Source organism: Sphingopyxis sp. (assembly GCF_036261875.1).
Taxonomy (GTDB): domain Bacteria; phylum Pseudomonadota; class Alphaproteobacteria; order Sphingomonadales; family Sphingomonadaceae; genus Sphingopyxis.
Map to the genome: position 1 here is coordinate 80,945 of NZ_DATAJZ010000010.1, position 17,299 is coordinate 98,243.

17 protein-coding genes are annotated in these 17,299 nt (G+C 65.9%); 7 read left to right on the forward strand and 10 right to left on the reverse strand.

The genetic code is table 11. The annotated features are described in order from the left end of the window. The 6 genes from VHO04_RS05555 to VHO04_RS05580 form a co-directional block, all read right to left on the reverse strand. Entirely contained in the window at window positions 1-945 is a 945-nt protein-coding gene (locus VHO04_RS05555; RefSeq protein WP_329627373.1) for an alpha-E domain-containing protein, read from the reverse strand. A gap of 142 nt (window positions 946-1,087) precedes the next feature. Continuing rightward, window positions 1,088-2,527: a circularly permuted type 2 ATP-grasp protein gene (locus tag VHO04_RS05560; RefSeq protein WP_414713082.1), complete on the reverse strand. Its 1,440-nt coding sequence runs from the start codon at window positions 2,525-2,527 to the stop codon at window positions 1,088-1,090. 265 nt (window positions 2,528-2,792) lie between these two features. Next, entirely contained in the window at window positions 2,793-3,527 is a 735-nt protein-coding gene (locus VHO04_RS05565) for a sulfite exporter TauE/SafE family protein (protein ID WP_329627375.1), read from the reverse strand. A gap of 116 nt (window positions 3,528-3,643) precedes the next feature. Further along, a complete protein-coding gene (gene secA / locus VHO04_RS05570; protein WP_329627376.1) occupies window positions 3,644-6,379 on the reverse strand; it encodes a preprotein translocase subunit SecA in 2,736 nt (911 codons plus the stop codon). A 117-nt stretch (window positions 6,380-6,496) separates the two neighbouring features. Beyond that, window positions 6,497-6,709: a hypothetical protein gene (locus VHO04_RS05575; RefSeq protein ID WP_329627377.1), complete on the reverse strand. Its 213-nt coding sequence runs from the start codon at window positions 6,707-6,709 to the stop codon at window positions 6,497-6,499. A gap of 172 nt (window positions 6,710-6,881) precedes the next feature. Further along, the gene (locus VHO04_RS05580; RefSeq protein ID WP_329627378.1) at window positions 6,882-7,394 is read right to left on the reverse strand and encodes a hypothetical protein; all 513 of its coding nucleotides are present in this window, start codon (window positions 7,392-7,394) and stop codon (window positions 6,882-6,884) included. Window positions 7,395-7,505: 111 nt separating this feature from the next. Between VHO04_RS05580 and VHO04_RS05585 the strand changes: the two genes are divergently transcribed. Next, on the forward strand, window positions 7,506-8,309 hold the full coding sequence (locus tag VHO04_RS05585) for an SDR family oxidoreductase (RefSeq protein ID WP_329627379.1): 804 nt from the start codon (window positions 7,506-7,508) through the stop codon (window positions 8,307-8,309). Between the two features lie 286 nt (window positions 8,310-8,595). On the opposite strand, the gene aroB is transcribed toward VHO04_RS05585, so the two are convergent. Both aroB and VHO04_RS05595 read right to left on the reverse strand, forming a co-directional pair. Further along, window positions 8,596-9,693 carry a 3-dehydroquinate synthase gene (gene aroB / locus VHO04_RS05590; protein WP_329627380.1) on the reverse strand — a complete coding sequence of 366 codons (1,098 nt, stop codon included), beginning with the start codon at window positions 9,691-9,693 and terminating at the stop codon, window positions 8,596-8,598. After that, window positions 9,681-10,256: a shikimate kinase gene (locus VHO04_RS05595; protein WP_329627381.1), complete on the reverse strand. Its 576-nt coding sequence runs from the start codon at window positions 10,254-10,256 to the stop codon at window positions 9,681-9,683. Before VHO04_RS05595 ends, aroB begins: the two co-directional genes overlap by 13 nt. A gap of 124 nt (window positions 10,257-10,380) precedes the next feature. Here VHO04_RS05595 and VHO04_RS05600 point away from each other — a divergent pair, with 124 nt between their 5' ends. The 5 genes from VHO04_RS05600 (at window position 10,381) to VHO04_RS05620 (ending at window position 16,070) form a co-directional block, all read left to right on the forward strand. Continuing rightward, complete coding sequence (locus VHO04_RS05600; protein WP_329627382.1) at window positions 10,381-10,530, forward strand: hypothetical protein; 150 nt, start codon at window positions 10,381-10,383, stop codon at window positions 10,528-10,530. Continuing rightward, window positions 10,530-12,362, forward strand: coding sequence for a hypothetical protein (locus tag VHO04_RS05605; protein WP_329627383.1), 1,833 nt, complete (start codon window positions 10,530-10,532; stop codon window positions 12,360-12,362). Before VHO04_RS05600 ends, VHO04_RS05605 begins: the two co-directional genes overlap by 1 nt. Before the next feature lie 137 nt (window positions 12,363-12,499). Further along, window positions 12,500-13,402 carry a tyrosine recombinase gene (locus tag VHO04_RS05610; RefSeq protein WP_329627384.1) on the forward strand — a complete coding sequence of 301 codons (903 nt, stop codon included), beginning with the start codon at window positions 12,500-12,502 and terminating at the stop codon, window positions 13,400-13,402. Between the two features lie 80 nt (window positions 13,403-13,482). Beyond that, a complete protein-coding gene (locus VHO04_RS05615) occupies window positions 13,483-14,430 on the forward strand; it encodes an acetyl-CoA carboxylase carboxyltransferase subunit alpha (RefSeq protein WP_329627385.1) in 948 nt (315 codons plus the stop codon). 146 nt (window positions 14,431-14,576) lie between these two features. Beyond that, window positions 14,577-16,070: a M48 family metalloprotease gene (locus tag VHO04_RS05620; protein WP_329627386.1), complete on the forward strand. Its 1,494-nt coding sequence runs from the start codon at window positions 14,577-14,579 to the stop codon at window positions 16,068-16,070. A gap of 86 nt (window positions 16,071-16,156) precedes the next feature. On the opposite strand, the gene VHO04_RS05625 is transcribed toward VHO04_RS05620, so the two are convergent. Together VHO04_RS05625 and VHO04_RS05630 are read right to left on the reverse strand one after the other, a co-directional pair. Next, entirely contained in the window at window positions 16,157-16,333 is a 177-nt protein-coding gene (locus VHO04_RS05625) for a Flp family type IVb pilin (protein WP_329627387.1), read from the reverse strand. A gap of 144 nt (window positions 16,334-16,477) precedes the next feature. Continuing rightward, on the reverse strand, window positions 16,478-16,648 hold the full coding sequence (locus VHO04_RS05630; RefSeq protein WP_329627388.1) for a Flp family type IVb pilin: 171 nt from the start codon (window positions 16,646-16,648) through the stop codon (window positions 16,478-16,480). Window positions 16,649-16,714: 66 nt separating this feature from the next. Here VHO04_RS05630 and VHO04_RS05635 point away from each other — a divergent pair, with 66 nt between their 5' ends. Then, window positions 16,715-17,143 carry a (deoxy)nucleoside triphosphate pyrophosphohydrolase gene (locus VHO04_RS05635; RefSeq protein ID WP_329627389.1) on the forward strand — a complete coding sequence of 143 codons (429 nt, stop codon included), beginning with the start codon at window positions 16,715-16,717 and terminating at the stop codon, window positions 17,141-17,143. Window positions 17,144-17,299 lie beyond the last annotated feature (156 nt).

Consider the following 17,299-nt stretch of genomic DNA (forward strand, 5'->3'; position numbering starts at 1 on the left):
TCACTCCACGAACCGATAATCGCGCTCGATCTGGCGCGCGAGCGCGCCGGTGGCGCCGAGGAAACCGTTCAGATATTCGTGCAGCCCGCCGTCGAAGATCGCCTGGATTGGCGCCGACAGCCGGTCACGGCACAGCGCCGCGGCCATCCGTCCCGCCTCGGTTTCTTCATCATAGCCGCGCTGGATCTGCCCCAGATGCTCCTCCACCCGCTCGCAGCAGAAGGCCAGGCTGCGCGGAAGCTGGCGATAGAGGATCAGAAATTCGGCGATCTTCAGCGCGCTGATCTCCGCCCCGTAAAGCCAGCGATAGGCGCGGTGCGCCGACACCGAGCGCAGGATCGTCTCCCACTGCACATTGTCGATCGAGCCGCCGATATGCGCGACCGACGGCAGCAGCAGATAATATTTGACGTCGAGGATGCGCGCGATGTTGTCGGCGCGCTCGAGGAAGGTGCCGAGCTGCGCGAAGTGAAAGCCGTCGTTGCGCAGCATCGTTCCGGTCAGCGCGCCGCGCACTTGCCCGTTCTGGCGCCGGATTGCGCCGAGCGCGTCGGGCAGGTCGTCCTTGCGCACCTGCCGCTTCAGCAGCGCGTTCAGTGTCATCCAGCTCGTATTGACCGCCTCCCACACCTCGCGGGTCAGATAGGTGCGCGCGGTGCGGGCATTGTCGCGCGCCTGCTTGATGACCGACAGGATGCTTGACGGATTGGCCGGGTCGCGCAGCATGAAATCGACGACGCGCTGCGAGCTGTAATCCTCGCCATGCGCCTGGCGGAACCGGCTGTCCTGCCCCGCGGTCACCAGCACCGACCGCCATTCGGCCTCGGCGGTGTTCGACCGCGTCAGCGCGATGCGGAACCCCGCGTCGATCAGGCGGGCATTATTCTCGCTCCGCTCCAGATAGCGCGCCATCCAGTAGAGGCTGCCGGCGGTCTTGCCTAACATGGGCGCGCGCTCCCGAGTCCGTCGTCATTGCGAGCGAAGCGAAGCAATCTCCAGTCAGCAACTGTCTGTGTCGGCCGATGGCTGGGGATTGCCGCGTCGCTTCGCTCCGCGCAATGACGAGGGAAGGTGAAGGTCGCGCCCATCAATCCTCCAGCACCCAGGTATCCTTGGTCCCGCCGCCCTGGCTCGAATTGACCACCAGCGACCCGCGGGTCATCGCGACGCGCGTCAGCCCGCCCGGCGTGATTATGATCCCCTGCGGCGACATCAGCACGAAGGGGCGCAGGTCGACGTGGCGCGGCACCAGCCCCGCCTTGGTGAAGATCGGCACGGTCGACAGCGACAGCGTCGGCTGCGCGATATAATTGCCCGGATTGGCCTCCAGCTTCCCCCGGAACGCGGCAATCTCCTTCTTGCTCGCGGTCGGTCCGACGAGCATCCCATAGCCGCCCGACCCGTGGACCTCCTTCACCACCAGTTCGGGCAGCCGGTCCAGCACCTCCTTCAGATGCTCGGCCTCCGAACAGCGCCACGTTGGCACATTGGGGAGCAGCGCCTTCTCGCCCGTATAAAATTCGATGATGTCGGGCATATAGCTGTAGAGCGCCTTGTCGTCGGCGATCCCGGTTCCCGGCGCATTGGCGATGGTGATGCCGCCGGCGCGATAGACGTCCCAGATGCCGGGCACGCCGAGCAGCGAGTCGGGCCGGAAATTGAGCGGGTCGAGGAAATCGTCGTCGACGCGGCGATACAGCACGTCGATCGGGCGATAGCCCTGCGTCGTTCGCATCTGCACGCGCCCGGCGACGACCCGCAGATCGTGCCCTTCGACCAGTTCGGCGCCCATCTGGTCGGCGAGGAAGCTGTGCTCGAAATAGGCGCTGTTGTGGATGCCGGGAGTCAGCACCGCGACCGTCGGCGTGCCCGCGCATTGCGGCGGCGCGCAGGCCGAAAGCGATTTCAGGAGGTTGAGTGGATAATCGCTCACCTCGAGCACCGAAATCCGCGCGAACAGCTCGGGGAACATCTGGAGCATCGTCTCGCGGTTTTCGAGCATGTAGGAGACGCCCGACGGCGTGCGGGCATTATCCTCGAGCACATAGAATTCGTCGGCGCCGGTGCGCACGATGTCGATGCCGCTGATATGCGTATAGACGCCGCCCGGCGGATCCATCCCCATCATCATCGGCAGAAACGCCTCGTTGCGCGCGATCAGTTCGGTCGGCACCCGTCCGGCGCGCAAAATCTCCTGCCGGTGGTAGATATCGTGGAGGAAGGCGTTGAGCGCCCGCACCCGCTGCTCGATCCCGCGCGACAGCCGCCGCCATTCGCCCGCCGAGATGATGCGCGGCACGACGTCGAAGGGGATCAGCCGCTCGTCGGCCTCATCCTGTCCGTAAACGTTGAAGGTGATGCCGGTGGTGCGGAAAAAGGCCTCGGCCTGCTGCGTCTTGCGCTGGATGCGTGCCGCGTCCTCCTGCGCGAACCAGTCGTGATAGTCGCGATAGGGCGACCGGACCTCGCCTGTCTGTCCTGTCATCTCGTCGAAAAAGGAAATGCCCCAGCCCTTTCCACGCAACATGCCAACGGTCCGGCCGCGCGCGATGATCCGGGCGTGCGCGGCCCCTTCATTCCTGCCTGCTGCGTCGCTTGTCTGGCTACGCGGCCGTCAAGCTTATGGAGAGGATGCTAGCACCGCCGCGCGGGAAGGCAAGATGGGTCAAAACATTCCAACCAATTGAAAATGCTTCCGTGTCCCCGCGAAGGCGGGGACCCATCTCCTGCGGGTTCAAAATGGCACCGACCGAAGATGGGCTCCCGCCTTCGCGGGAGCACGGAGCTATTGGTTAGAATCCGAACAGCAGCCGCACCCCGACGAACCCAACGAGCAGTGCGGTCAGCCGCCGGATCAGGGTCGCGCCGCCGGCGCGGACAGCAAGCTGGGTTCCGATCGCGCCGCCGATCAGCACCGCGACCAGCAGCGGCCAGTGCCCCGCAACCGCGTGAAGCATCGCGCCGCCCTTGCCCTTGATGAGCTGGCCGGTCAGCCCGAACAGGCTGTTGACGAGGATGAACAGGCTCGCCGTCGCGGCGACCGAGCGCGCCTCGGCCCAGCGGATCAGGTGGAGGATCGGGGCGAGAAAGATGCCGCCGCCGATGCCAACGACACCAGCCAAATAGCCGATCGCCGCCGCGATCGGCAACAGCAGCTTCGCGGGCAGCGCGACCGGCTTCGCCGCCTGCGGCTGGAACATCAGCGCCAATGCGGAGGCAAGCAGCGACAGACCGAGGAGCAGGACGAGCAGCCCCTGCTTGACCGGGGTCAGCCCGCCCAGAAAGGCGAGCGGCGCCGCGACCGCGATCAGCGGCAGCGCCTTCGCCCACGGCATCGCCCCGGCGCGCGCGAAGCGGATCGTTCCGCCGGTGACGACGATGACGTTGCACGCCAGGCTGATCGCCGGAACCAGCCCGACCGCAACGCCGCCGAGCAGCAGCAGCGCGGTGTAGGTCGACCCGCCGCCGAACCCGACCGCCGCATAGAGCAGGGCGGTGAGGCCGAAGAAGGCAGCGAGGCTGGTCATGACTATCCCCTATCCCGTCATCCCGGCGAAGGCCGGGATCTCGCCGGTGCTTATGGACGCAAGGTCGAGATCCCGGCCTTCGCCGGGATGACAATTAGGATAAGGACCGGCAGGCGTCAAAGCACCCCGTGGCAATGCTTATATTTGCGCCCCGACCCGCACGGGCACGGCGCATTGCGGCTGATTTCCAGCGCCGCATAGGGGTTTTCCCCTTCGGGCAGGTCGGGCCGCGGCGCCTGCATCGGCGGCAGCGTGTTGGCGATCACACCGAGTTCGCCCGCGTCGATGTCGGCGCTGTTGTCCTCGCCGGTGAAGGGGTCGATGTGGTTGGTCAGGAAATCGGGCAGGTCGGGCAGCGCCGCGGGCTCGGGTTCCTGGAACTGGAAATCGATCCGCGCCACGGTGCGCGTCACATCCTCGCGGATATTCTGCAGCATCCGCTCGAACAGCGCGAACGCCTCCTGCTTATATTCGTTGATCGGCTGTTTCTGCGCATAGGCGCGCAGGAAGATCGCCTGACGCAGCGCATCGAGCGTCGAGAGATGGTCCTTCCAATGATGGTCGAGCGTCTGGATCAGGATCGATTTCTCGACATTATGCCACGTGTCCTGATCGACCTGCGCCGCCTTGCCGGCGGCCGCGGCATCGGCGAGTTCCTGGATGCGCCCCTCGAAGATTTCGGGGTCGAGTTCGTCTTCCTGCATCCAGTCATCGATCGGCGGCGCCAGGTCGAGGACATTGGCGACGCGTTCCTTGATCGCCTCGACATCCCATTGCTCGGGATAGCTGCCCGGCGGGCAGGCGTCGGCGATGATCGCATTCACCGTCTCGGCCCGCATTTCGGCCATCACGTCGTCGACGGTTTCGCTGTCGATGATCTCGCCGCGCTGTTCATAGACGACCTTGCGCTGGTCGTTCATGACGTTGTCATATTCGACGACCTGCTTGCGGATGTCGTAGTTGCGCGCCTCGACCTTCTTCTGCGCGGTCTCGATCGCCTTCGACAGCCATTTCGACCCGATCGCCTCGCCGTCCTCCAGATTCTTGTTCATCATCTTGGAGAAGAGCGTGTCGGGGCCGAAGATGCGCAGCAGATCGTCGTCGAGGCACAGGTAGAATTTCGACAGGCCGGGGTCGCCCTGGCGCCCCGAGCGGCCGCGAAGCTGGTTGTCGATGCGGCGGCTTTCGTGGCGCTCGGTCGCGAGCACGAACAGCCCGCCCGCGGCGCGCACGGCTTCGCGCTCGGCGGCGACTTCTTCGGTGATGCGCGCGATCGCGGCGTCACGTTCGGGGCCTTCGGGCAGGTCCTTCAGCTCGTCCTCGATGCGGAACTCCTCGCTGCCGCCGAGTTTGATGTCGGTGCCGCGGCCCGCCATGTTCGTCGCGATGGTGACCGCGCCGGCGCGCCCCGCCTGCGCGACGATATGCGCTTCGCTCTCGTGGAAGCGCGCGTTGAGGACGCTGTGCGCGACCCCTTCCTTTTCGAGATAGGAGGAGAGCAATTCCGACTTCTCGATCGACACGGTGCCGACGAGCACGGGCTGGCCGCGCTCCTGCGCCTCGCGGATCGTGCGCGCGATCGCGCCGAACTTGTCGGTGATATTCTTGTAGAATTCATCCTCGTCGTCCTGCCGCGCGATCGGGCGGTTGGTCGGGATGGTGACGACGTTCATCTTGTAGATTTCGAAGAATTCGGCCGCTTCCGTCGCCGCGGTGCCGGTCATGCCGCTAAGCTTGGGATACATGCGGAAATAATTCTGGAAGGTGATCGACGCGAGGGTTTGGTTCTCGGGCTCGATCTGGACGCCTTCCTTGGCCTCGACCGCCTGGTGCAGGCCGTCGGACCAGCGGCGGCCGTCCATCATGCGGCCGGTGAATTCGTCGATGATGACGACCTTGCCGTCCTTGACGATATAGTCGGTGTCGAGCTTGAACATCACGATCGCCTTCAGCGCCTGATTGACGTGATGCACGACCTGGGTGTTCTCGATGTCGTAGAGGTTGCTGCCCTGGAGCAGCCCGGCGGCCTCGAGCAATCGCTCGACATGCTCGGTGCCGTCTTCGGTCAGGCTGATTGATTTCGCCTTCTCGTCCTTTTCATAATCCTCTTCGACGAGCTGATGCACCACCTCGTTGACGCGGATATACAGCTCCGACTTGTCGTCGGTCGGGCCCGAGATGATCAGCGGGGTGCGCGCTTCGTCGATCAGGATCGAATCGACCTCGTCGACGATGCCGAAGTTGAATTCGCGGTGGACCATCTGGGCGCGGTCGAACTTCATATTGTCGCGCAGATAGTCGAACCCCAGCTCGTTGTTCGTCGCATAGGTGATGTCGCTGTTATACGCCTCGCGCCGCTGCATCTCGTTGAGGTTCGGAACGATGATGCCGGTGGTCAGGCCCAGGAAGCCATAGACCGCGCTCATCCATTCGGCGTCGCGCTTGGCGAGATAGTCGTTGACGGTGACGACATGGACGCCCTTGCCCTCCAGCGCGTTCAGATAGCAGGGCAAAGTCGCCATCAGCGTCTTGCCCTCGCCGGTCGCCATCTCGGCGATCTCGCCGCGGTGGAGGACGATGCCGCCGATCATCTGGACGTCGAAATGGCGCATACCGAGCGTGCGCTTGGACGCTTCGCGCACCGTCGCAAAGGCTTCGGGCAGCACGTCGTCGAGCGTCTCGCCGGCATCGAGCCGGTCGCGGAATTTCTGCGTCTGCGCCTTCAGCTGCTCGTCGCTATAGGCTTCGAGCTCGGGCTCGAAGGCGTTGATCCTGGCGACGATCTTGCGGATCGAATTGACGTAACGCTCGTTGGACGAGCCGAACAGGCTCTTGGCAAGACTGCCGAACATAGGGAATTTCCTTGGATTTCGATGCGATCTGCGCAGCGAAGACGCCGCGCGGTCTATAAAGAAAATCCCCGCGCGAACGCAGGGAAACGGCCCCGGCAAGGGCGCCGGTCGGTGCGGCTATTCGAGCGCGCGGTCGACCCCGGTCAACAGACCGGGAAGATGTGGCGGCGGCGCCTTGCGCGGCTTGCCGCTGCTGACACCGCTGCTTGAGCGGCGGGTGGGGGTGGTGGCGACGGGGCGGCGTTCGCTGTCGCCGGTGTCGGCCTTGCCCGTGCTTTCGGCGAGCAGGACCAGCGACCCCATCGCCATCGGAACGGCGGGCGCGGCCATGGCCCGGTCCGCCGTGGCAAAACCGGTGAGCAGCGCCAAAAGAGTCAGCAATAGCCGCAAGAATCGCCCCTCAACACGTCCGGAGCGCAGATTATTGCTCCCCGTTCCCTGAACATAGGGTGAAACGCGCGTGGCGTCTAGGGAAACCTATATCATCCGGGATTCGGACTCTTCACCCCAAACTCGGATTCAACGCCTTCACTTCCAGCAGGAAACTCTTGGGCTTCTTGAAAAATTTGCTTTTGCGATCGACCTTCAGCCCGACGATCTCGGCCAGCTCCATCACGAAATGGACGCAGTTCGCCTTGTTCAGGCTATAGCTCGGCTGCTTGCGGTCCTGCCATTCGCGAACCTTGGCGATCAGCCGCGCATAGGTCGCGTCGTCGACGGTGACGCTGAACTGGCGGTCGCTCTTGGCGATATAATCGTCCTTCGACGTCTGGACATAGCCCTTCACCGACCCGAGCAGGATCGCCGGGCTGACATTCTTCGCGGTGAAGCCGAAATTATTGTCGACCGCCTGCCCACTGCCGTCGAGCGTGCCCTTGACCGTGATGAAGGCGTGCGGAAAGCGGTCGCCGAAATCATGGCTGTAAAAGCTGACCGTCACCGCCGCCTCGGCAGGAAGCGCCGCGCCGAGGCAAAAGGCCAGCAAGGTCAGGAACATCAGGCGCAGGCGAAACATCGCCGCCCTGATAGCGGCGCCGCCCGCCTCTTGCCAAGCCGCGATTGCGGCTTGACGCGCCCGCCGGCTTCGCATCATCTGGTGCTGACATAAATGTAAGGGAGAGCGGGCGTGGCACGAAAGGCGATCTTCATCACCGGCGGCGGTTCGGGCATCGGCCGCGCGACCGCGCGCCATTTCGCCGGACAGGGCTGGTTCGTCGGCATCGCCGACGTCAATGCGCAGGGTATCGACGAAACCGCGGCGCTGCTGCCCGAGGGGGCCTCGTCGCGCCACATCATGGACGTGCGCGACCGCGACCAGTGGAAGGCCGCGCTCGACGCCTTTGCGGCGGCCAGCGGCGGACGGCTCGACGTCCTGTTCAACAACGCCGGAATCGGGACCGGCGGCCAGTTCGCCGACATGCCGCCGGAGGAGACCGACCGGCTGATCGCGATCAACTTCGGCGGCGTCGTCAACGGCATCCACAGCGCGCTGCCGCTGCTCCGCGCGACGCCGGGGTCGACGATCCTCAACACCGGCTCGGCGTCGGGCTTTTACGGCGTCGCCGGGCTCGCGGTCTATTCGGCGACCAAATTCGCGGTGCGCGGGCTGACCGAAGCGCTCGAAATCGAATTCACCAAACACGGCATCAAGGTTCGTTCGCTGATGCCGGGCTTCATCGACACCCCGCTGCTCGACCAGGTCGCCGCCGACAGCAACGAGCCCGCGCGCGATCGGCTGTCATCCAGCGGGTTCGAGATCGTCCCCGTCGAGCGCGTTGCCGAGGCGGCGTGGGACGCGGTCCACGGCGCCAGGGTGCACGTCACCGTCGGCAAGATGGCCAAACGCCTGTCCCGCCTCGCGCGCTTCTTCCCGGGGCTGATCGTCAAACAGTCGAAGAAGGTCGACGGACTGGGCGGCGCGGCGCACTGATCATAGCCGGACTTACCGAATGTCCGCTTTGGGGTGGAGAGCGGACATTTCCGCCACTTTCGTCATTCCCGCGAAAGCGGGAACCCAGAGTGGGGTCAGCCGACGCTCGCTCTGGGTTCCCGCTTTCGCGGGAATGACGAAGATAAGAGATGCTGCGCAGGACTTTCAGACTCTCGTCATCCCGGACTTGATCCGGGATCCATTCTTTCAGCGTCGGATGAATGGATCCCGGATCAAGTCCGGGATGACGATGAAGGATAGGTCCGCTTCCGGTCGACTGCCGCCGTCAGCGATCGTCCAGAAACGCTGACACCGCATCCAGCCCATAATCCTCGGTGACGAAGCTTTGCCCGATGCCGCGGGTCAGGATCAGCGGCAGCTTGCCGCCGCGCACTTTCTTGTCGTGCGCCATATGCGCGGCCAGCGCCGCGCCGCCGCTGTTGATCCCCGCACTCGCGAGACTGTGCGGCAGATCGACGCTGGCGAGATGGTCGCGTACCCGCGCCGCATCCTCGGGCGGACAAAGCCCGTTCGCGGCCGAGAATTGATGCGCCAGCACCATGCCCGCCGCGACCGCTTCGCCGTGGAGCAGCCGGTCCGAATAGCCGGTCTCGGCCTCCAGCGCGTGGCCGAAGCTGTGGCCGAGGTTGAGCAGCGCGCGAATATCCTGCGTCTCGCGCTCGTCGGCGGCGACGATCCGCGCCTTGGCGGCGACGCTGTGCGCGATCGCCTTGTGCCGGGCATCGCCGTCGCCCGCGAGCAGCGCCGCGCCGTTGGCTTCACACCAGGCGAAGAAATCGGCGTCGTCGATCAGCCCATATTTGACCACCTCGGCATAGCCCGCGCCAAGCTCGCGGCGCGGCAGGGTGGCGAGCGTCGTCGGATCGATCACCACCAGCGCGGGCTGGTGAAAGGCGCCGATCAGATTCTTGCCCGCCGCGACGTTGATCGCGGTCTTGCCGCCGACGCTGCTGTCGACCTGCGCGAGCAGGGTGGTCGGCATCTGGACGAAGGCGCTGCCGCGCTTGACGACCGAGCAGGCGAAGCCGACGAGGTCGCCGATCACCCCGCCGCCAAGGGCGATGACATGATCGCTGCGCTCGACCCCTTCGCCGATCAGCCATTCGGTGAGGCGCGCGAGCCCGGCCCAGCTTTTCGAGCTTTCGCCTGCGGGCAGGACGAGAGACGAGACCGTAACGCCCTCGGCCGCCAGCGCGGCGCTCGCCGCGTCCAGATAATAGGGCGCGACATGCTCGTCGGTGACGATCATCGTGCGCGGGCGCTTGAGGAGCGGCGCGACATGGCGGCCGATCTCGCCGAGCAGCCCGTCGCCGATCAGGATCGGATAGCTGCGGCTCCCCAGTTCGACGGTCAGGCGTTCCATTTCGACAGGGCCTCCAATATCGCGCGCACCGTATGTTCGTGCGGGCTGGACGCCGAGCTGACGCGGATAGGCGCCTCGGCATAGATGGGGTTGCGGACCGCGGCGAGTTCGCGGAGCACCTGCCCCGGATCGCGATCCTTGAGTAAAGGCCGGTGGCTGCGCCGCGCGACGCGTTCGACCAGCGTCGGAATGTCGGCGTCGAGCCAGATCGACAGGCTGTCCTTCAGGATCAGCGCGCGCGTCTCGTCGTTGATGAAGGCGCCGCCGCCGGTGGCGAGAACGTGCGGCCTGCCCGCGAGCAGCCGCGCGATCACGCGGCGTTCGCCGTCGCGGAAATGCGCTTCGCCGAACTTGGCGAACATGTCGGAAATCGTCATGCCCGCGGCGCGCTCGATCTCGTCGTCGGCGTCGGCGAAGGCCATGCCGAGGCGCTGCGCGAGGCGGCGGCCGATCGTCGACTTGCCTGACCCCATCAGCCCGACGAGCACGATCGACCGCTCGCGGATCGACGCGGGCAGGGCGCCGGATGCGGCCGGGCCGGGGCTTTTCGGGTTTCGCGACATGGTGCGCGGGGCTATACCGCCCAAGCCGCGCGGGACAATGGTTTTTGCGGGCGGCGCTTATGGGACGAACGGCGGGCATTGGATATTGCGCGAGGCGATGAGATCGGGAAAAGGCCGGAGGAGAATGTGGCTGGCGGGCCTGGCGCTGGCGCTGCTGGCCTTCCTGCTGTTGCTCTTCTATCTGGGGCGGCCGATCGCGCCCCGAACGACCGAGGTGGACGTGACCGACACAATCGCCCAAAGCGGCCCGAGCACAGCCCCCAAGGATAGGTGATGACGAAAAAGCTGCTGACGCTGACTTTGGCCCTGTCGGGCACCGCGATGGCGGCGGCGCTGGTGCTGCCCGCGATCGCGCAGGAATCGCTGCTGCCCGAGGGTTTCGGCAACCCGGCCGATACGCCCGCTCCGAAACCTTCGCCGACTCCCTCGCCGAGCCCGACCGCGACGCCGAAATCGCCGGCGCCTTCATCCGCCTCCCCGTCGTCCCCGTCGGTCGGCGCCCTGCCGCCCGCCGTCGCCCCGACCCTGACCGACGCCACGAGCGAAGACGGCGATGAGAGCGGCGACGAAGAAGAGGTCGCCTCGGGCGGGTTGAAATATGACCTGCCGCCCGGCGCGCGGCGGCTGCTGACGCGGATCGGGCCGCTGACCCCCGAAACGGGCGGCCTCGCGCCCGATGCCTTTGGTGTGCGTGGCCAATATGCGGCGGCGATCATGCGCAAGACTAGTGGCGCACTGGCTTCGCGCTGGGGGCAGATATTGCTGCGCCGCGCGCTGTCGTCGGCGATCGATACCCCCGACACGATCAATGGCGCCGACCTCGCCGCCGATCGCGCGGGGCTGCTCCTGCGCATGGGCGAATCGACCGCGGCGCGCTGGATCGTCCAGTCGGTCGATTATGACCGCGCGAGCCCGCGGCTGGTGCAGGTCGCGCAGCAGACCTTCCTCGCCAACGCCGATCCGGCGGGTCTTTGTCCTTATGTTCCCGCCGGCCTTGCGCATGGCGAGGAGCAATCGTGGCGGCTGGCGGCGGCGATCTGCGCCGGATTGTCGGGCGAGGCCGGCCCGGCAGGCTGGGCGATCGGGCGCGTCCGGTCGAGCGGCAAGATCAGCAATTTCGACATATTGCTGACCGAGCGCGTGCTCGGCGCGACCGGCGCGGGCCGCCGCTCGACGACGATCGAATGGGACAAGGTCGACCGGCTGACGAGCTGGCGCTTCGGCCTCGCCACCGCGACCGCGATCGACATCCCCGCCGAGCTTCGCGCGGGCGAGCCCGGCTATATGCGCGGCTGGACCGTGCTGGCGCCGATGACCGACATGGCCGAACGCGTCGCCGCGGCGCCCGACGCGGCGGCGCGCGGCGTGCTGTCGAGCGAGGCCTATGTCTCGCTGCTGAGCGCGGCGTCGAGCGAGGAAGAGCCGCCCGAGGCGGTCGCGGCGCAACTCGGCGAGCTGCGCGATGCCTTCGGATCGGCGACGGGGGCCGAGCGCTATGCCGCGATGCAGGGGCTGTGGGGCGCGGGGTCGAACCCGGCGCAGCGCTATGCCGCGCTCGTCGCGACCGCGCGCGCCGCGGCGGGGCTGCCGACCGGCACCAACGTCGGCGACGATCCGTGGCAGCTGCTGGGGTCGATGCTCGCTGCGGGGTACGACGCCAATGCGATGGCGTGGGTTCAGAAACTCGACGTCGGCAGCCGCGCCTGGGGCGTGATGGCGGTCGGATCGCCGCGCGCGCTGACCGGGGTGAGCGCGGGCAGCATCAGCAATTTTTCGGGGAACGACGACAGCGCCGATTATCTGCGCTCGAAATTCCTCGTCGCGGGGCTGGCCGGGCTCGGCCGCATCGACGCCGGGCAGGCGGCGTCGGCGGCGGGCGACCTCGACGTGAATCTCGGCAAGCAGACGCGCTGGTCGCGGGCGATCATGGCGGCGGCCGAGCGGCGCGAGCCGGGCATGGTCGCGCTGATCGCGGCGGCGGGGATGCAGGGCGATTGGTCGAAGATTCCGCCCTATCACCTTTATTACATCACCCGCGCGCTGCGCGACGTCGGGCTGGAAGCCGAAGCGCGGATGATCGCCGCCGAAGCGCTGGTGCGTGTGTAGAGCAGGGACATCGATTCTATCGTCATTGCGAGGAGCCGCAGGCGACGAAGCAATCTCCCGTGATCGTTCTGCTTTGCCGGTCGCTGGAGATTGCTTCGTCGCTACGCTCCTCGCAATGACGACGGAGAGAGACGATCATGTCTGACAGCATCCTGATCGACCGCTTTCTGGAAATGATGGCGGCCGAGCGCGGGGCGTCGCGGAATACGCTCGCGGCCTATAAGCGCGATCTGGAGCAGGCGGCGGAGAGGGTGCGCGGGTCGCTGGGCGAGGCGGGGGCCGACGATCTGCGCGCGCTTATGGCGGGCTATGCGGCGCTCGCGGCGAGCAGTGCGGCGCGCAAATTGTCGGCGCTGCGGCAATTCTTCGCCTTCCTGCTCGACGAGGGCGAGCGCGCCGACAACCCCGCGCTCGACATTGCGCGCCCGGCGACGCGGCGGCCCTTGCCGCGCATCCTGACGCACGACGATGTCGAGCGGCTGTTCGCGCAGGCGGGCGAGGAAGCGGGAGGCGAAGCGCCGCCCGCGCCGGCGGTGCGGATGCTGCTGTTGCTCGAACTTCTCTACGGGTCGGGGTTGCGCGCGAGCGAGCTCGTGTCGCTGCCGCGCCGCGCGGTCGCGGGCAGGCGCGAGTTTCTGATCATTCGGGGGAAGGGCGACAAGGAAAGGCTGGTGCCGCTATCCGAGCGCGCACGCGCGTGCCTCGACCGCTGGCTGCCGCTGGTCGCGGACGGTTCGCCTTGGCTCTTTCCGTCGGGAAAGGCGCATCTCACGCGCGTGCGGCTGTTCCAGATGCTGCGCGAACTCGCGGCGCGCGCCGGGATCGATCCGGCCGCGATCAGTCCGCATGTGCTGCGCCATGCCTTCGCCACGCACCTGCTGGAGGGTGGGGCGGATTTGCGCGCGCTGCAACTGATGCTCGGTCATGCCGACATCGCGACGACCGAAGTCTATACGCATGTCGACAGCAGGCGGCTGGTCGAGCTGGTGAACCGGCGGCATCCGCTGGCGCAGATGGGGGCGCAAAGGGACGAGCAGTAAAAACCCGTTCGCTATGGGGCATCGGCGTTGGCATCGGGTCAGGCGTTGACCTCGCCCGGCCTTCGCATTAGCGCTCCCCTATGACAGCCTTTCTGGATTTCGAGAAACAGGTCGCGGCGCTCGATCGGCAGATCGCCGAACTGCGCGAGATGGGGGACGATCCCTCGCTCAACATCGACGGCGACATCGCGCGGCTGGAGGACAAGTCCTCGAAATTGCTGCGCGACATCTATTCGAAGCTGACCCCGTGGCAGAAGACGCAGGTCGCGCGCCATCCCGACCGGCCGCATTTCAAACATTATGTCGCGGATATGTTCGACGACTGGATGCCGCTGGCCGGCGACCGCAATTTCGGCGACGATCAGGCGATCCTCGGCGGGCTCGCGCGCTTTCGCGGCCGCCGCGTGATGGTGATCGGCCATGAAAAGGGCGATGATATCCCGTCGCGCATGAAGCATAATTTCGGCATGGCGAAGCCCGAGGGCTATCGGAAGGCGATCCGCCTGATGCAGCTTGCCGACCGTTTCGGGTTGCCGGTGGTGACGCTGGTCGACACGTCGGGCGCCTTTCCCGGCATCCAGGCCGAGGAGCGCGGGCAGGCCGAGGCGATCGCGCGCTCGACCGAGCAATGCCTCGCCCTGGGCGTGCCGATGGTTGCGGCGATCGTCGGCGAGGGCGGGTCGGGCGGCGCGATCGCGCTCGCCGCGGCGAACCGCGTGCTGATGTTCGAGCACGCCGTCTATTCGGTGATCTCCCCCGAAGGCTGTGCGTCGATCCTGTGGCGCACGTCGGACAAGGCGGCCGATGCCGCGACCGCGATGAAGATGTCGGCGCAGGATCTGCTGGGGCTGAAGGTCATCGACCGCATCGTCCCCGAGCCCGTCGGCGGCGCGCACCGCGCGCCCGAAGCCGCGATCCGGTCGCTCGGCGATGCGATTGCCGAAGAGCTCGATTCGCTGGCCGGATTGCCGCGTGAAGCACTGCTCGATGCGCGCGAGGAGAAGTTCCTCGCGATGGGACGGGGCTGAGCGGGGGAACCGGAACGAGATGTCGTTGGTTGGAATCGTCGTTGCGAGGAGCCGAAGGCGACGCGGCAATCCAGAGCAGGCGTAAACCGCTCTGGATTGCTTCGCTCCGCTCGCAATGACGAGGTTCATGTGGGAGGCCGTTGACGATGCGGAAGACGAAATACAGACTGGCGGCGGCATTCGCGCTTTCGGCGTTCGCTTTCACCGGCGCCGCCGACGCGCAATTGAAGGCGATCCGGACCCAGACCAACATCACGCCCGCCGAACGCAAGCAGGGCGACGAGGCGCATCCGCAGCTTCTCGCCGAATTCGGCGGCGCCTATGCCGGCCCGCAGGCGGCCTATGTGAACCGGATCGGGCAGAATATCGCGGTCCAGTCGGGCCTGTCGCGCTCGCCGAAGGACTTCACCGTCACTCTACTCAACTCGCCGGTTAACAACGCCTTCGCGATCCCCGGCGGTTATGTCTATGTCACGCGCCAGCTCATGGCGCTGATGAACGACGAGGCCGAGCTCGCGGGCGTGCTGGGGCACGAGGTCGGCCACGTCGCCGCGCAGCACAGCAAGAAAAGGCAGAAGGCGGCGACGCGGAACACGATTCTCGGCGTGCTCGGCGCGGTGATCGGCGGCGCGATCGGCGACAATGGCGGGTTGCTCGGCGGCCTCGGCGGCCTGCTCCAGAATAATGCGATGCAGGCGGCGCAGCTCGCGACGCTCGGCTTTTCGCGCGGGCAGGAGCTTGAGGCCGATCAGCTCGGCGTCCAATATCTGAAGAAGGCGGGCTACGACCCGCTGGCGCTGTCGACGATGCTCGCGAGCCTTGCCAACCAGACCAATCTCGAGGCGCGATTGTCAGGCGGCGACGCGCGGTCGATTCCCGAATGGGCGAGCACCCACCCCGACCCCGCCTCGCGCGTCCGCAACGCCGAAAGCCTCGCGGCGAAGGTCGGGCGCGGCGGCGTGCGCAACGCCGATGCCTTTCTCGCCTCGGTCGACGGGGTGCTCTATGGCGACGATCCCGCGCAGGGGGTGATCGAGGGGCGCGATTTCCTGCACCCCGCCCTCCGGCTCAAATTCACCGTGCCGAACGGCTATGGCATGCAGAACGCCGCCGACGCGGTTTCGGTGAGCGGCAACGGCGGGCAGGCGCAATTCACGACCGCGGCCTATAATGGCGACATGAACGCCTATATCGCGGCGGCGTTCAAGGCGGTGGCGGGCAATGCATCGCTGAGCCCGAGCAGCGTTCAGCGCACGACGGTGAACGGGATTCCCGCTTATTATTCGGTCGCGCGCGCCAACACCCAGTCGGGGCAGGTCGACGTCACCGTCTTTGCCTATGAATTTTCGCGGAGCAGCGCCTTCCATTTCGTGACGCTGACGAAAGCGGGCGGTGCGGGCGTCTTTAATTCGATGTTGGGCAGCGTCCGGCGCCTGAATGCGAGCGAAGCGGCGGCGATCCGGCCGCGGCGGGTCGATGTCGTCACGGTGGGTCGTGGCGACACGGTTGCGACGCTGGCCCGGCGCATGGCCTATAGCGATTATCAGACCGAGCGGTTCCAGGTGCTCAACCGCCTGACCGCGTCGAGCCGGCTGACGCCGGGACAGAAGGTCAAGATCGTGGTTTACGCCAGCCGCTGACCAGTATTCGGCGGGCCAAAGAAGAAGGGCGGCGGAACCCAGTCCACCGCCCTTCTCTTTTGACTATCTATGCAGATAGCTGTTTCTTACTGGGTCGATGCCTGACCAAGGTTGGTCGCAACGTTATCGAACGTACCTTTCACGCCGTTGCCGACGGCGCCCATCGCGGTGATGCCGGCGACGGCGATCAGAGCGGCGATCAGGCCATATTCGATGGCGGTCGCGGCCTTGGTGTCGCGGGCGAATTTCTTGAAGAATTTCATGACTGGTCTCCTGATGCTTCACTTACCCTGTTGACGGTCTGGTCTGGGTCAACGGTTGGGATGTAGGTGAAATAGGTTTTGAAAATCTTAATGGCCCGCCCCCGCAAAAGCCTGGTCGAGTCCCGTTGCCGGACAGCCGGCCGCTTACAGCACCTCGCCTGTGTTCGAAGAAATCTTGTTCCACATGGTGATGGCCGAGGTTCCGACGGCGCTGATCGCGCCCATCGCAACAATAAAGATCAAGGCCAGTATCAGGCCATATTCGACGGCTGTCGCGGCTCTGGTCGACCGCAGCAGCCCCTGAATCTTGTTCATTGTTCCGCCCCTGACTGAAGTTATAGTTCCCGAGGCTTTCGAGGGTCGCACAGGAGGGTTAATAATTTGTCCGTGTCCAAGGCGGGAAATACCGCAGTTTCCATCCTCACCGTCGTCGCCGCGGCGCTCGTCGATCGCGACGGGCGGCTGCTCGTCCAGCAACGTCCGGGCGGCAAGCCGATGGCGGGATTGTGGGAGTTTCCGGGCGGCAAGATCGAACCCGGCGAGACCCCCGAACATGCGCTGATCCGCGAGCTGGCCGAGGAACTGGCGATCGACGTCGATCATAGCTGCCTTGCGCCCGCCTGTTTCGCAAGCGATACGCTGGGCGACCGGCATCTGCTGCTGTTGCTCTACGTTTGCCGCAAATGGCGCGGGACGCCGCGGGCGATGCACGCGAGCGCGCTGCGCTGGGTGCGGCCCGTCGAACTGCACGGCCTCGCCATGCCGCCCGCCGATCTGCCGCTGATCGGGCTGATCGAGGCGTTGGTTTAGGGAAGATAATCTCACGCAAAGGCGCAAAGGCGCGAAGAAGACATTATCTCACATAAAGACACAAAGAGGGCGGTCCTGTCCGAACAGCTGTCGATTTGTAATGCGGAATGGGATGAAAGCCGGACGAAGTCCGGCATTTGTGATCGCAACGATAGT